The sequence below is a fragment of the Agriterribacter sp. genome, from assembly GCF_035445465.1.
Classification (GTDB): domain Bacteria; phylum Bacteroidota; class Bacteroidia; order Chitinophagales; family Chitinophagaceae; genus Agriterribacter.
Window position 1 is genome coordinate 32008 of record NZ_DAOMQT010000002.1, and the last position, 16028, is coordinate 48035.

Annotated in this window: 14 protein-coding genes; 9 read left to right on the plus strand and 5 right to left on the minus strand. The window is 43.6% G+C overall.

Annotated elements, in window-relative coordinates:
• Positions 1–45 precede the first annotated feature (45 nt).
• The 6 genes from PLE34_RS01290 to PLE34_RS01315 all read left to right on the plus strand — a co-directional run bounded on the left by PLE34_RS01290 (position 46) and on the right by PLE34_RS01315 (position 5566).
• Positions 46–2091, plus strand: a complete 2046-nt coding sequence (locus PLE34_RS01290; RefSeq protein ID WP_324553362.1) for an OPT family oligopeptide transporter — start codon at positions 46–48, stop codon at positions 2089–2091.
• Between the two features lie 38 nt (positions 2092–2129).
• Complete coding sequence (locus PLE34_RS01295) at positions 2130–2489, plus strand: SdpI family protein (protein ID WP_324553365.1); 360 nt, start codon at positions 2130–2132, stop codon at positions 2487–2489.
• Between the two features lie 139 nt (positions 2490–2628).
• On the plus strand, positions 2629–3927 hold the full coding sequence (locus tag PLE34_RS01300; protein WP_324553368.1) for an alpha/beta hydrolase family protein: 1299 nt from the start codon (positions 2629–2631) through the stop codon (positions 3925–3927).
• A gap of 51 nt (positions 3928–3978) precedes the next feature.
• Positions 3979–4689, plus strand: coding sequence for a hypothetical protein (locus tag PLE34_RS01305; RefSeq protein ID WP_324553371.1), 711 nt, complete (start codon positions 3979–3981; stop codon positions 4687–4689).
• A gap of 70 nt (positions 4690–4759) precedes the next feature.
• On the plus strand, positions 4760–5188 hold the full coding sequence (locus PLE34_RS01310) for a YybH family protein (RefSeq protein WP_324553374.1): 429 nt from the start codon (positions 4760–4762) through the stop codon (positions 5186–5188).
• 75 nt (positions 5189–5263) lie between these two features.
• A complete protein-coding gene (locus PLE34_RS01315; RefSeq protein WP_324553377.1) occupies positions 5264–5566 on the plus strand; it encodes an ATPase in 303 nt (100 codons plus the stop codon).
• Positions 5567–5697: 131 nt separating this feature from the next.
• Here the strand turns inward: PLE34_RS01315 and PLE34_RS01320 are convergent, their stop codons facing one another.
• The 3 genes from PLE34_RS01320 to PLE34_RS01330 form a co-directional block, all read right to left on the minus strand.
• Positions 5698–5922 carry a hypothetical protein gene (locus PLE34_RS01320; protein ID WP_324553380.1) on the minus strand — a complete coding sequence of 75 codons (225 nt, stop codon included), beginning with the start codon at positions 5920–5922 and terminating at the stop codon, positions 5698–5700.
• A gap of 18 nt (positions 5923–5940) precedes the next feature.
• Positions 5941–6714, minus strand: coding sequence for a glycoside hydrolase family 25 protein (locus PLE34_RS01325; protein WP_324553383.1), 774 nt, complete (start codon positions 6712–6714; stop codon positions 5941–5943).
• A gap of 271 nt (positions 6715–6985) precedes the next feature.
• On the minus strand, positions 6986–8635 hold the full coding sequence (locus tag PLE34_RS01330) for an ABC-F family ATP-binding cassette domain-containing protein (protein WP_324553387.1): 1650 nt from the start codon (positions 8633–8635) through the stop codon (positions 6986–6988).
• A gap of 452 nt (positions 8636–9087) precedes the next feature.
• On the opposite strand from PLE34_RS01330, the gene PLE34_RS01335 reads away from it, so the two are divergent.
• Positions 9088–10590, plus strand: coding sequence for a PA14 domain-containing protein (locus tag PLE34_RS01335; protein ID WP_324553390.1), 1503 nt, complete (start codon positions 9088–9090; stop codon positions 10588–10590).
• A gap of 151 nt (positions 10591–10741) precedes the next feature.
• Entirely contained in the window at positions 10742–13816 is a 3075-nt protein-coding gene (locus tag PLE34_RS01340; RefSeq protein ID WP_324553393.1) for a PVC-type heme-binding CxxCH protein, read from the plus strand.
• Positions 13817–13839: 23 nt separating this feature from the next.
• On the opposite strand, the gene PLE34_RS01345 is transcribed toward PLE34_RS01340, so the two are convergent.
• Complete coding sequence (locus PLE34_RS01345) at positions 13840–14160, minus strand: PH domain-containing protein (protein WP_324553396.1); 321 nt, start codon at positions 14158–14160, stop codon at positions 13840–13842.
• Positions 14161–14305: 145 nt separating this feature from the next.
• Here PLE34_RS01345 and PLE34_RS01350 point away from each other — a divergent pair, with 145 nt between their 5' ends.
• On the plus strand, positions 14306–14587 hold the full coding sequence (locus tag PLE34_RS01350; protein WP_324553399.1) for a hypothetical protein: 282 nt from the start codon (positions 14306–14308) through the stop codon (positions 14585–14587).
• A 77-nt stretch (positions 14588–14664) separates the two neighbouring features.
• On the opposite strand, the gene PLE34_RS01355 is transcribed toward PLE34_RS01350, so the two are convergent.
• Entirely contained in the window at positions 14665–16002 is a 1338-nt protein-coding gene (locus PLE34_RS01355; protein WP_324553402.1) for a serine hydrolase, read from the minus strand.
• Between the last annotated feature and the right edge of the window lie 26 nt (positions 16003–16028).

A 16028-nucleotide genomic window follows, 5' to 3' on the forward strand; every position in this document is an offset into this window, starting at 1 on the left:
CCTAATCCCTATTTTCTTTATCTTTCTTCCGAAAACCTCCAAATTATGCCTGAAAAAAAATTTCAGCCCTTTATAGCACCCGAAACCAGAATGGCCGAATTTACCATTAAAGCCGTATTAACCGGTTCGGTGTTTGGTATCATCTTCGGCGCGTCTACCGTATATCTCGCGCTCAAAGCCGGGTTAACCGTTTCCGCCTCCATACCCATTGCGGTAATGGCTATTACACTCAGCAGGCTTTTTTTAAAGACTACCATTCTCGAGAACAATATCATCCAAACTACCGGGTCTGCCGGTGAAAGCATTGCGGCAGGGGTTGTATTTACACTGCCGGGGTTTTTATTTTTGAGCGATAAGGCCAATGAAGATTATTTTAATTATGTAACCATACTCACCCTGGCAATACTGGGCGGCATACTGGGCACTTTAATGATGATCCCCCTGCGGCGGCCGCTGATCGTAAAGGAACACGATACGCTTCCCTATCCGGAAGGAACGGCCTGCGCTGCTGTATTAAAAGCAGGAGAGAAAGGGGGTGATTTTGCTAAAACCGCTTTTACAGGAGTAGGCTTTGCGCTGGTGTACGCTTTCTTACAAAAGATCGTTCATGTAATTGCCGAAACGCCGGAGTTCATGACTAAGCAGGTTAATAAATTCCTGCCCTCAGCCAAAGTGAGTGGTGAAATAACGCCTGAATACCTGGGCGTAGGTTATATCATCGGGCCCAAAATAGGTGGCGTGCTGGTAGCGGGCAGCGTACTGGCCTCTTTTGTATTGATCCCTTTGCTGGCCACACTGGTACCTGCCGATGCCATTGCCGCGCAACTGGTAAAGCTCGGGGTACTCGCCGATATGAGTACTGCAGGAGGAAGAGGCGGCTGGAACCCCGATACCCATACTTTTGCCGATTTTTCAAACGCCATTTATTGGGCCTATATCCGGCAAATAGGGGCGGGCGCCGTTGCGGCAGGCGGTTTTATAACGCTGCTGAAAACCTTACCCACTATCGTCTCTTCATTTAAAAGCAGCCTGGGATCATTAAAAAATAAGAATGCCGGCAACATAACCACTGAAGAATTGCGCACAGAAAAGGATCTGAGTTTAAAAGTGGTGGGCTTCGGAAGTTTGGGACTGATATTGATCGTATCGGTTTTACCATTCATCCCCGGCGAAAATTTTATCAGCCGCTTGCTGGTGGGGGTGCTTATTGTAGTGTTTGGCGCATTGTTCGTAACCGTTTCTTCCCGTATTGTGGGGCTGATCGGTTCTTCCAATAACCCTATTTCCGGGATGACCATTGCCACTATCCTGGGCACCTGCTTAATTTTTATAGTGGTAGGCTGGACGGGTAAATCTTATGAACCCATGGTGCTGGTGGTTGGAGGAATGATATGCATTGCCGCCGCTAATGCAGGCGCTACTTCGCAGGATCTTAAAACCGGTTATATCATTGGTGCTACACCACGGTACCAGCAATTGGCGCTGTTCATTGGAGTAATCGTTTCTTCCCTGGCAATAGGCATAACCATAAAAGTGCTGGATACCCCCACACCTGAAATGGTAGCGCAGGGCATCCATCATGCCATTGGCCAAAGCACCTATGCGGCGCCGCAGGCCACGTTAATGGCTACACTAATAAAAGGCGTGCTGTCGTTTAACCTGGACTGGCAGTATGTGCTGGTGGGTGTTTTTGTGGCTGTGGTGGTAGAGCTTTGCGGTATTAAAGCTTTATCATTTGCCATTGGTTTGTACCTGCCTTTGGCAACCACTTTACCTATTTTTATAGGCGGCGCTATACGGGGTATTGTTGACTGGCAGGCCAAAAGAAAAGGGGAAGCCATTAAAGCAGGTGAAGAAGACCTTGGCAAAGGCAACCTGTTCGCCACCGGGTTGGTTGCGGGCGGCGCCATAGCAGGAGTGATCGTAGCCTTCCTGGCTGCCAACGATACCATTTCAAAAGGATTGGAAAAGCTGAGCTTTGAAAACGGGATCACTAATGTGCTGGGCGGGGCCTTAGGCTATGAAATATTGGGGGTGATCTTTTTTGCCGTGCTGGGTGGGCTATTGTATAAAGTGGCCAAACAGAAATAAGTTTCTGGTATAACAGGTAACAGCAATTAAAAAACAATATGTCTCCCTTTACCATTATTACATTCGTTACCGGCTGTACACTTATTATTGTCAGTGTAATAACCCTGTTACATTCACCTGAAAAGATCAATACGGTTTACGGTTACAGAACAAAAGCATCCATGCGCAACCAGCAAACATGGGAGGAAGCCAACCGCTATTCTTCAAAGCTGATGCTGCTTTGCGGTGGTATACTTACCGCAACAGGGCTGCTTTCCTTCTTTCTCTCATTCTTAAGCCAAACAGGTATTATTACAGGAATTGTACTCACTTTTTTATTCAGTATCCTGCCCATTCCGCTTACGGAGCGGCACTTAAAAAAGTTGTTTGACAAAGAGGGGAACAGGAAAACGGAATAACAGGTCATACCGGCCGGGTAATCCGGAATACGCTTGTATAAACCGGGTGCTTCATTTAGCTTATATTTATAGCAAAGCTTTTAATTCCGTCAATGGCTACCGAAAGTTCGATCCTTTTCAATATTTCAAGTCCTTAACAATGAAACCCACTCGTTTACTCATCATTTCACTTTGCTTTTTGATTACCGCACCGGCAAAAGCACAAACCATTGCGGAGTCATTTATTAACGGCGATGCATTACCCGATGCCCCGGAACTGGCGGCAAGAGGCCCATATAAAGCAGGTGTACGCACTTTAACCCTTATAAATAAAGACCAGGCAGATATACTACATTCGAAAGGAGGCGTTGATCCATTGTATAACCGCCCGCTGAAATTAGAAATATGGTATCCTGCTATAGTGCCTGAAGGCAAAACCATGCTGGCAGTTTACGAAGATATATTAGGCAGCTCAAATGATTCGTTAAGGCCCATTGTTCCTTTTACTTTTAAGGGCAGGGCACTGCGCGATGCCGTTCCTGATAAGGAAGCTGCTGCATTTCCCCTAGTCATCGTATCACACGGCTACCCGGGTTCAAGGGTATTGTTATCCTATCTCACCGAAAACCTGGCGTCTAAAGGTTATGTAGTAGTGGCCATTGACCACACCGAATCTACACACGCCGAGACAAAAGGCTTTCAAAGCACTTTACTCAACCGGGCTAAAGACATACGGTTTGTATTGAACCAGATAGCGGCCTTAGCGAAAAGTGACAGCGGAAGTTTTTTAGCGGGATTGGCAGATGCCGGCAATACTGCGCTCATTGGATATTCAATGGGAGGCTATGGTGTATTAAATGTTGCCGGCGCAGGTTACAGTGAAAAGTTAGCAGGATTTTTTACTGCCATCACCAATGGAAGCAAAGCCATCAATACCCTTCTGGCAAATAACGCAGACTTTAAAACCTCTTTCGATCCAGGGGTTAAGGCTGTAGTGGCTTTTGCTCCCTGGGGCATGCAGCGTGGCGTATGGGATGAAGAAGGGTTGAAAGGTTTAAAAATACCAGTTTTTTTCGTTGCCGGTAACAAGGACGATGTGTCGGGCTATGAAGATGGAATTAAAGCTATTTATGATGGCGCGATAAATGCCAGCCGTTACCTGCTGACTTACGAAAATGCGAGACATAACGTGGCGCCCAACCCTCCTCCTCCCGAATCATTACAGGCGGGGCTAGCTATGCAGGAATACTATCATTATGCGGAGCCCGCATGGAACGAGCGGCGTATTAATAATATTAACCAGCATTTCATAACCGCTTTTCTGGATGTTCACCTGAAGAAAAAGGACTTAGGGAAATACCTGATGGTAAATGAATCGCCCGCTGCCCAAACCTGGCCGGGATTTAAGCCACGCACTTCCGTGGGCTTGCAATTGCTGCATGCCAGCCCGGGAAATTAAGTATACAACACCCTCGCATAATTTCCGCACCTTCGCATAAATGCGCGCTACATGGATAATGCGATAATGAATGGAACGGTTACTTCCGTTAATCACGAAAAGCAGTACGTTTCCATTGAATACATGCATAAAGATAAAAAGAAAACAATCACCTGCAGAACAGACGATAAGGAAGGGCAGAAAACGAAGAAGCCGCATCAGTATCGTATAGGCGATGTTGTGCATTTCCAGATAAAAGGCGCCGACAGGGGTAAAAGGATAATAGCCTTTAATTTAAAGTTCTTATACAATACGGCAATAGAGCAGCTTATTCACAAAGCGGCAACGGATAACCGCTTTACAGGCTATTTGAAACGCGTGGAGGATGCCCTTTTTGTGAAAGAAATCGGTAGTTATATTTTTTTCCCGCTGGTATTATCTCCATGGGAAATTCCGCCTGCGGAAAAAAGTTTTAATGAACCCGTTGAATTTAAATTGCTGCACCCCGATAAACCCAACCGCCTGTTCGCCGAACTTTTTACGCATAACTATATTCCCGAATTCCGTAAAGCGGTACAGTATTTGAAAAATAAAACGCCAATAGACGCCACTGTAACTAAAGTTTCGCCCTATGGTGCTCATGTAAGTTTCATTAATGACAAAATACAGGCTAAAATGCAGTTGCCCGGTGAAGCCCTTGCCACTATAAAAACGGGCGATTTAATTCCTGTAAGGATTGCTCATTTAAGCAACGCCCGCATCGTAGTAGAAATGTTGCCGTGAAATAAAAAATTGATTTTGATTTCCGAACATCCAAAGTTCGCGTTATATTGGTTTTCATACCGCCTCACTTATGCAAAAATTATTACTCCTGCTGCTCATCGCATGCTTAGGACAATTAAAGGCCGGCGGCCAGTCTGCCGCTGAAAAAGCCATTCTGAAAATATTAGATGATCAAACCCTGTACTGGAACAAGGGAGACCTCAACAATTTTGTAAAAGGTTACTGGAACAACGATTCCCTTATGTTTATTGGCAGCAGCGGCGTGGTGTATGGCTACCAGAACACCTTAACCCGCTATAAAAAAAGCTACAGCGACACTTCAAAGATGGGCCGGCTCCGGTTTGAGATCCTGCATATAAAAAACCTTTCCCCGGAATATTATTACGTGGTGGGTAAATGGTTCCTCAAACGAAGTATCGGCGATTTGAGCGGACATTATACTTTACTGATCCGTAAAATCAAGGGTGAGTGGAAAATCGTTGCTGATCACAGCAGTTAACAACAGGCAGCAGGATTTACCGGCCGTGAAGAAGAAATAAACCTATTAAAAGAAGCTTTACATTTAAAAAAAGCAATGGGCATAGCAGCCGTTTATACTGAAGCCGGCGGCGATGCCGGAGGAGTACAGATAGATATGCTCATAGACAGGGCAGATAATATTATTAATGTATGCGAAATAAAGTTTTATGATGCTCCTTTTATCATAACAAAAAAATATGCAGCGGAGCTAAGAAATAAAAGAGCCTTGGTAAGAATGGCGGCGCCCGCAAAAAAAACGGTGTTTATTGCTATGGTAACCTGCTTTGGCATACAGGAAAACAGCTATGCTACCGAATTGGTGCAAAGCCAGGTAATAGCAGGCGACCTGTTTGGCTGATAAATATTACCGTTAAAGGAATTTTACTGCATAACGGCATCTTATTTCAAAACCCCCGATATTGTCATATTTGGCGGAATGTGGCTATCTTAATGCGATTCCGCCAACTATAAATACCCGTACAACACGCCCTATTCGCTCCAGATCCTGTAGAAATAATAGATCAGTGCCGTAAAGCTTATTACAAACCAGGCATAGAACATCGTATTAAAGGTATTAAAAGATCCCCTGATCAGAGCCCACTCTAAATACAAGCCGAAGAAGATGGTAATAACAGACCACACGATTATAGCTGTTATCACCCGCAAAATTTTTGTGATGATCCGTTTTAATTCGGGTTCAATGCCGTTGCTCATATATGAATGCTTTTGTTTTTAATTTAACAACAACCGGCGGAAAGCTGCCGAATCACCGTTAAACACATTAAAGTCTACCCTGGTGCTAATGCCATTAACCTTCCCGGTTTCGCTGTGCTGCCAGAATATCCACGGTCTTTCAATACGCGGCTTATTAGGCTGCAGGTAGTGCGCAACCCATAACGGGTAATCGTCAAACGCTTTTCCCAAATACTGATCATAAAAATCAACATTGGTATAAATAATGGGTTTTACCTTATAGTACGTTTCAATAGTAGTGAGCCATTCCTGAACCCTTATGCGAAGGGTTGCGGGCTTTACGCCGTATAATTGCTCTACATCCAGCACCGGGGGCAGATCCCCGGGCTCCAGCGTTACCTGCGCAATAAAATTATCTGCCTGCTTTTTCCCGCTTTTTGTAGCCAGAAAAAAATGGTATGCACCTCTTGTCATTCCTTCCTCTCTTGCCCTGTACCAGTTGCGCTTAAACAATTTATCTACGTTTACCAATCCTTCCGTGGCTTTAATAAAAGCAAAGCTCAACTGCATATCTTCTACATTCATCTGCCTTACTTCTTGCCAGTCTATCACATCCTGGTGATGCGAAACATCTATGCCATGAATATTATAATTAACCGGGATCTCAATACCGAAAGCAGTGTAACGCACAAAATGAACATGGTATTCTCTCCAGCGTATATAACCATATATAAGACCGGCGGTTAATAGCATTAAGCCTGTCATTAGCAGCAAAGCCTTCCAGCCGGGGATTGTCTTTTTTTTACGCGCCATGCGGTTTTAAATACGAAGAAATAGAAAAGCACCAGGAAACAAATAACAAGAACCAAAAAAGTTTCAACTCCGAATATTAAATTTCGAAATCCGAAGGGAATACAAATCACCAATAATCAAAGATAAAACCTGTTTGCCGTGGCAAATTCAACTCCGAAGCGGAATGCAATCTCAAACCCGCCTGCCGGACGCAGGTATTAGATTTCAAATTTTAAATCTTTTCCGTCCGAATCGAACAACAATAAACCACAAATCTCAAACTACACATACTCTACACCAGCACGCCTTTGCTTTCGTACATCGTTTCTCTCAACTGTTTCACCCTGCTGTCTTCTAAGTATTCATCAAACGTGGTCAGCCTGTCTATTATTCCTTTAGGCGTTAGCTCTATTACCCGGTTGGCAACGGTTTCCATAAAAGTATGGTCGTGCGAAGTAAGCAATACCACACCCTTAAAGTTCACCATGCTTTCATTGAACGACTGAATGCTTTCCAGGTCAAGATGATTGGTTGGCTCATCTAATATTACCAGGTTGGGGTTTTGAATCATCATGCGGCTGATCATACACCTTACCTTTTCGCCACCACTCAGCACACTTGTTTTTTTCAGGATCTCATCGCCGCTGAAAAGCATTTTTCCCAGGAAGCCACGCAAAAATGGTTCATCCACATCCGCAACATTTGGCGGTACAAACTGCCTTAGCCAATCCATCAGGTTAACATCCTTCTGCTCAAAATAGGGCGCATTATCATTCGGCAGATAGGCTTTGGTAATTGTAGTGCCCCATTCATATTTACCGCCACCCGCCTGCATTTTACCATTAATGATCTCAAAAAAGGAAGTGAGGGCCAGGTGATCTTTGGAAAAGAAAGCGATCTTGTCGCCTTTGTTTACCGAAAAGCTAACATCGCTGAACAACACTCTCCCGTCATCTGCTTTTTTGAATAGTTTCTCTATATTCAAAACCTGATTACCCACTTCGCGGTCCTGTTTGAAAATAATGCCCGGATAACGCCTGTTAGAAGGTTCAATATCTTCTATTACTAATTTTTCAAGCGCTTTTTTACGTGAAGTAGCCTGTTTGCTTTTGGAAGCGTTAGCACTGAACCGGGCAATAAAATCGAGCAGGTCTTTACGCTTATCCTCCATTTTCTTATTCTTGTCAGACAACTGGCGTGCCGCCAACTGGCTGCTCTCGTACCAAAACGTATAGTTCCCGGTATAGATCTTTATTTTCTGCCGGTCCACATCGGCTACATGTGTACACACGGAATCCAGAAAGTGCCTGTCGTGGCTCACTACAATTACAATATTCTCATAATCAGCCAAAAAGTTTTCCAGCCAGCTAATGGTTTCCACGTCAAGATCATTGGTTGGCTCATCTAATATCAGTATATCCGGGTTGCCAAATAAAGCCTGAGCCAGCAATATGCGCACTTTTACAGCTCCCGGCAGATCTTTCATTAACGCCAGATGGTATTCTTCATTAACCCCCAGCTCTCCCAATAATGTTCCGGCGTCACTTTCAGCGGTGTATCCACCCATCTCACCAAACTCGCCCTCCAGCTCGCCGGCACGCATGCCATCTGCTTCGGTAAAATCCTCTTTGGCATAAATAGCGTCTCTTTCCTGCATTACCTGCCACAATTTCTGGTGCCCCATCATTACGGTTTGAAGGGCAGTATGCTCGTCAAAAGCAAAGTGATTCTGCTGTAAAACCGCCATCCGTTCCCCGGGTGTAATGTCTATTGTTCCCTTGCTCGGATCAATTTCACCGGAAAGGATCTTTAAAAAAGTAGATTTCCCGGCGCCGTTGGCTCCAATAACACCGTAGCAATTGCCCTTGTTGAAACTCAGGTTTACTTCATCAAATAATACCCTTTTGCCAAAGGATAGCGATACATTGTTCACTGTAATCATAGCTGCTTCTTATTTTAGATTCCGTCTTTTGCGAAAACAAGGCGCAAAGGTACGATTTAAAGCGCAAGAGAAGAAGGGTTTGGGACTGCAGATTGCATACCTGTTGTGCTGCTGTTTCTTCTAAAAGGAGCAGATATTAGCCTCCGGGTTAACCAACCACTAAATTTTCCCATTCTACTGATCGAAGCTTTTGATTCAACCACCGAATTGCTAATTAGCTGTATTAACCCGGATTGTGGGTCCCGGCTCTCTTGATAGCTTATCTTTTATCAATGCAGTATATCCTTCAAAAATTTATATTCCAATAAAAATCAACGCTATGTAAAATTTACTCTTAATATGATTAGATGGATTTGTTCATAATAATAAGTGTATCGCCCGTCGAAAATAAGCAATAACACTTATTGGGTCGCGTTATGTTTGCGTAATATTTAACCCCCAATTAAACCGCCATGAAAAGATTTTTACTCCTCTTTATAAGTCTTGTTTTATACGTATTATGCGCCTATAGCCAGCCCTGTACAACTTCCGGTAATCAAACTTCTTATGGAACCGGTAATATATGGATAGGCTACGCTTATAATAATACGAACTTTACGGATTACCGCAGCTATGTAAATGAAGGAACGGCAGGGAGTCCTAATTTTGACAGGAACTTTGGAGGAAGCAATGTAAACTACCCTACTACCGGCTGTTTCGTACAAACGGAAACCTTCAGCATGCGCTATAAGCTTACCAAAACCTTTGCCAGTGGCAATTATATTTTTACGGTAGGCGGAGACGACGGCTACAGGCTGAGCCTTGATGGCGGCGCCACCTGGGCAATTAACCGCTGGAATGATCAGTCTTATACCACTACCACCTATTCCATTGCGCTGAGCGGTACCTATAACATGGTGTTGGAATATTATGAGAATGGAGGAGAAAACAGGATTTCGTTTGCCGTAGCCGCTACATGTAACGGAACTGAAGACACGGGTATTTATGGAACAGGTAATATATGGAACGGTTATGTTTACGATGGAACTAATTTTGGAGTATTTGCAGGTATGGTACATGAAGGCTCCGCCAGTGACCCGGCTTTCGACCAAAATTTTGGAGGGGGCAATGTGTCTTACGCTACCAGCGGCTGCCCGGTTCAAACCGAAACCTTTAGCGTTCGTTACCGGCTTACTAAAACATTCGCTGCCGGAACCTATATGTTTACCGTAGGCGCCGATGACGGCTACAGGCTCAGCGTTGATGGCGGCGCTACCTGGATCATTAATAACTGGGCGCTTCACTCGTATACCACCACCAGCTACAGCGCTTCATTGAGCGGAACGCATAACCTGGTGTTGGAATATTATGAAAACGAAGTGGATAACAGGATTTCGTTTGCCATGCAAACCCTCAGCATATTACCTGTTACCCTGGAATCTTTCACCGCCCGCGAAAAGGAAAATACAGTGCAATTGAACTGGAACGTCTCTTCCGGCAGCGATCCCCGCTTGTTTGAAGTAGAAAAGAGCATAGACGGCCAATCTTTTTCAGGTATCGGGGCAGTGCCTTCTCATAACAGTGCTGTTACACAATACAGCTTTACCGATCCGTCTCCTTTCCGGGGCATTGGTTATTATCGCTTAAAAATGACAGACAGGAGCGGCATCTCTACTTATTCAGCAACAGTAAGCATTCGTTTGGCCGCAACTTCGGCAAATACAGTAAGCGTTTATCCTACTGTTGTAACGGGTAATTCGTTTTTTGTAACCAGCAGCAGTAATATTCGCAATGCGGTGATTACCCTTACTGGTTTAAACGGAAAGATCATCTCCAAACAAAAAGCGGGAAATATCACCGCAGGACAGGCCATCCGCGTTTCTGCAGGCGCTGCCGTTTCAGGTAAGGGGATATATGCGGTTACGCTATCCGGCAGCGACTTCGGAATAGCTACAGGAAAAATAATTATACAATAAGCTTATATGTGAAGGGGGTTAAAGAAAGCAGGTTTAAAAGGGAGCCCAGTTACAGCTTTGTAGTTGGGCTCCTCCTTTTAATGAAACTCGTAAAAGATGTTTATATTTATTGATTTAAGTACCTCTTTCAGCGTTTAAAACCCTCTTTTATATGAGCTTTGCCTTTCCCGGGTTGCCCCGTCAATTAACTGGTATTATATTTTTTTTGTATGCTGCTTTTTCGCTTGCCCTGTTGCTGGCAAGTTGCCAATCGCCGGGGCAAAAGAACGAAGAGAACAAGCCGCTTTCCGAAGCGCAAAAGCATATTCCGGAAAATGCATTAAGCGGTTTGAAAGGAGCCGAAGACCTGCAGATCAGCTTATTTGCTCATGAGCCTATGCTGCTCAATCCTACCAATATGGATATTGATGAAAAAGGCCGCGTGTGGGTATGCGAAGGATATAATTACCGCTATTCGCTCAACCCCGATAATCCTTACAAAAAAGAAGGAGACCGGATTGTAATACTTGAAGACAGCAACGGCGATGGGATGGCGGATAAGCAAACCGTTTTTTACCAGGGTGAAGATATTAATTCTGCTTTAGGCATCGCGGTGCTGGGCAATACTGTAATTGTTTCCCGGAGCCCCGATGTATTTGTTTTTACCGATGAAGATAATGATGGCAAAGCCGATAAAAAAGATACGCTTTTTACGGGCATCAGCGGGCAGGAACATGATCACGCCATACATGCTTTTAATTTTGGGCCCGATGGCAAGCTGTATTTTAATTTTGGCAATGAAGGCAGGGGATTAAAAGACAAATACGGTAACCCGGTAAAAGATATTTCAGGGAAAGAAATTACAGCCAACGGCCACCCCTGGCGGCAGGGTATGGCTTTTCGCTGCGATACAGATGGTAAAAACGTAGAAGTGCTGGGTAATAATTTTCGTAATCCCTATGAGATTACAGAAGATTCCTACGGCACCCTGTGGCAATCCGACAACGATGATGATGGCAACCGTGGCGTACGCATCAATTACGTAATGCCCTATGGCAATTATGGCTTTACAGATGAAATAACCGGCGCCTCCTGGCCCGAAAGACGTATTAACATAGAAGATTCCATTCCTTACCGGCACTGGCATTTAAATGATCCCGGGGTTGTTCCCAATATGCTGCAAACCGGAGCCGGTTCCCCAACAGGAATACTGGTGTACGAAGGCGATCTGCTGCCCGAACGATTCCGCGGACAACTGATCCATAGTGATGCAGGACCCAATATAGTGCGTTCTTATGCCGTTGTTCCTGACGGAGCCGGGTATTCAGCTACTATCAATAATATTGCTGAAGGCACCGGCGATAACTGGTTCCGTCCTTCAGATGTTTGTATAGCGCCCGACGGATCTTTATTCATTTCCGACTGGTACGACCCCGGTGTAGGTGGTCACCAGGTAAAAGACTTTGCGAGGGGAAGGATTTTCAGGGTTACGCCTAAAAAACATAAAGGCTATAAAGTTCCTGCGCTGGATCTTTCCACAACCGAAGGCGCTGTAACGGCTTTACAAAGTCCTAACCGCTCTACCCGTTACCTGGCATGGCAAAAAATAAACAGCATGGGTGAAGCGGCAGCGCCCGCTTTGGAAAAATTATACACTTCAGAAAATCCACGTTTCAGGGCCCGGGCTTTATGGCTGCTGAGTAAAATCCCCAATAAGGGTATTACTTATGTACAGGAGGCATTAAAAGATAAGGATCCCAACATCCGCATTACCGCGTTAAGAGCCGCGCTGCAGGTAAACGCAGACACCATTGCCCTGGTAAAAACATTGCTCCATGACGAAAATATACAGGTAAAAAGAGAGGCGGCCTTGGCCCTTCACCGCAACAGTTCAGATGAAGCCCCGGCAGCCTGGGCCCAACTGGCGCAGCAATATGATGGTAAAGACCGCTGGTACCTTGAAGCCTTAGGCATTGCCGCCGAAGAGCAATGGGATCGCTTTTTTAACGCCTGGCTGCAATTGGTGAACAATAACTGGAATACTCCTGCCGGAAAAGATATTGTATGGCGGGCAAGAGCAGCAGCTTCATTGCCCTTACTGGCTAAGATTGTCAGCAATCCGGCAGGCGATCCCCGGCAGGAACTGAAATTTTTCCGCGCCTTTGATTTTTATAAAAACGGTAATAAACAAAAAGTACTGTTATCCCTGCTGGAAGGACACCACCCGCAGCAGGGCTATATTAACGCAATTACGCTCCTGCAGCTTGACCCTTCAATACCCCATACCACCACCGTTAAACATGCTATAGAAAATGGATTGAACAGTGTGGCTCAAACACAGTTATACATTGACCTGGTTAGAAAATTCAGATTAAAGGGTAAGAACACTGAACTTTTGAAACTGGCCAACCAGGGCAGTAGTGATGCCATTAAGGCAGACGCCCTCCGGCTCCTGCTCGAGTCGGGAGGAAGCAAGCTTATAACAAAAGCATTGTTACAAAAAAATGATACGCCGGGGTATATGATAAGCCTTCTGGGCAAAGCGGGCAGTGATGCTTCAAGAAATATTCTTCAGCAATTCCTTATCAATAAAAGCAACCCGGTTGAATTAAGAACAGCGGCGGTACGGGCCTTCTCTACCGGACGACGGGGGGAAACCAGCCTGCTTGAACTGGTAAAAAACAAAAAATTACCCAAGGATCTTGAACCTGTTGCTACAGACATCTTTACAAAAACACACCGGAAAGACCTGAAACAGGAAGCAGCCCAATACCTTGCCATATCATTACAAACCAATAAGCTGCCGCCTCCCGAAGAGCTCATGGCAATGCAGGGTAATGCAGATTCCGGCGCCGTGGCTTTTACCACGTATTGCGGCACCTGCCACCAGGTAAAAGAACAGGGTATCGCTTTCGGCCCCGATCTTTCGGAAATTGGCTCAAAATTATCAAAGGAGGCTTTATATACTGCCATTCTTGAACCATCGGCCGGAATAAGCTTTGGATTTGAAGGTTATGCGTTTAAGCTTAAAACCGGGGCTACCGTATCGGGTTATATCGCCAGCCAAACCGAAGACGAGATCAGTATTAAAATGATCGGCGGCATCATTGAAAAATACAGGAAAGCAGATATTGTTTCTAAAACGCAATATGATCAGTCGCTGATGCCCGAAGGGTTGGCAGAAGGCATGGGAGCGCAACGGTTGGCCAACGTTGTAACATACCTTGAGCAGCTCAGAAAAAAGTAGGCGTGCTGAGGGCAGGTGTTTTATTATTTTAGTTTGTCAATTGAAATTGCCGGTGAACTAATAGGATTGTTTGTTTCAGAAATTTTTTTAATCGTTTTAATGTCAATAGATTTATTAATCAAGAAACCAGATCTGATGGTTAGGTTATCACCCTCTATTGTATAGTTTGTTGTCAAAAATATATGAGTAATAAATAGAATTGCTAATAAAAGAATTGTAATTCTTATCCAATCAGGTTTTTCGCTTATAGTCAAAAATAAAACTGTTCCAAATACAAGAACAAGCGGTATTACCAATTCAAGTCCAATTTTTGAGTTATACACCTTTTTCACTTCAAAATCCAAATTTTTGATCAATGTCATTCTGAGCTTGCCGCCAACGGACAGGGCTTTATGCAGGTTGGGAATTAGGTCTTATGTATGAGTTGAATATTTCACCGATATTAATTTTACAGTGAAATATAATTTTATCATCATAAAGCTTATTGCCATGACTAAAGTTAAAGAATTAGATTTTAAAGGAACTACCATTTTTTGTGGTCTTGATGTACACAAAGTAAGTTGGCGTGTAAATATCCGGGATACAGAACTTGAGTTAAAAGACTTTATCCAACCGGCAAGTGCTGATTTATTACACAAGCATCCCACCAGAAATTACCCAGGTGCAAAGTACAAAGTGGGGTACGAAGCTGGCTTTTGCGGCTTCGGGATTCAACGTGAACTTTCTGCCCTCGGCATAGAATGCATTCTGCCGACAACCGCTGCCGATTGAAACAGGTAAATGCCAATGCAATTTCTAAAGGTGGCGACCATCACAACAGAGACTTCACTGAAGGTGAGTTAAATAAATTATTGCATCTTTTTGGCATCTATTTTTTTCCCACCATCTATTAAAAATAACCCTGCAACAATCCCGGAAGAATCTTTTTTAAATTCTATCTGAACATCAGCACCCCTGATAAAGAAAAAATCTTCCTTTTGTGGAGTTAAAAGGATTTTATCTTGCCCTGTTGCTTGCCCAAAAAGCTGCCCGTTCTCAACAGTAATTGCAATCGAAACCTGTGGGGCAACCTGATAGGAGCCAATATACCTGTTTAATATTTCAGGGCTTAAGGTTACTTCTTTAATTGTTTCTGGCAGCCTGTAGGGTTTATCATAAACAATATCCAAAACATCTTTTGCAATATCGTTGATAGATGTATTTACAATATTATTCAGAATAACAATGCTAATGTCATCCTGATCAATCCTTCCCAGGTAAGAAGAATAGCCAAATGTCAGGCCGCCATGAGCAATTAATTTTTTACCATCTATATTGAGGGTATAATTTCCATAGCCATAATTGTTTTTATTCGGTGTTGTTGCTCTATCAAAAGATGCTCTCGATATTATTTTATATAATGAAATGCCTTTCTGCCATTTACTCAAATCGCTGGTTGTAGTATACATAGCACCGGCAGCATAAGACACAGTAGGATCAAATTCCAATGATTCTTTCCCACCTTCTTTTGAATATATCATATAGCCTTTTGCCTTATTATCACTTTTTAATTCACTAAAGTTGAAGCCGCTGGAGGTCATTTTAAGTGGGTTGAATATCATTTCCTGAACCACTTTTTCATACGGTTTTTTGGTTATCTTTTCTATGATGTAACCCAATAGAATATAGTTAGAATTACTGTATTCCCAATTGCTTCCCGGTGTAAATTTTAATAGTTTGTTTTTGAAGGAAGCTAGCATTATTTCCTGGGTGACAGGTTTCATTGCTGCTGTTTGCATAAAAACCTTGTCATCCGTATAATTGAAAATACCTGAAGTATGGTTGAGCAGGTTTTCAATAGTAATGCTGTCACCGTTTGGGTAATCAGGAAAATACCTGCTTAATTTATCAGTTACATTCAGCTTTTTCATTTCCTCTAACTTTAGTATTACTGTAGCAGTAAACTGTTTAGTCAAAGAGCCAACCTGAAAGACCGTATTTGTATCATTAGGAAGGCTATCTGAAATGCTTCTTAACCCATATCCCCGGTTTAATAAAATTTTGCCGTTTTGCGTAACCAGTACGGAACCATTAAGCTTATTTATATTGAAGTATGCTTCCATTAACTGATGCAGTTTTTCCTCCTTAGTCTGTGCATATATAGTTATGGAGATAATGGTAATAAAAAGTGATAATAATGCTTTCATATCAATTTGCGATTTAATTAAGGATG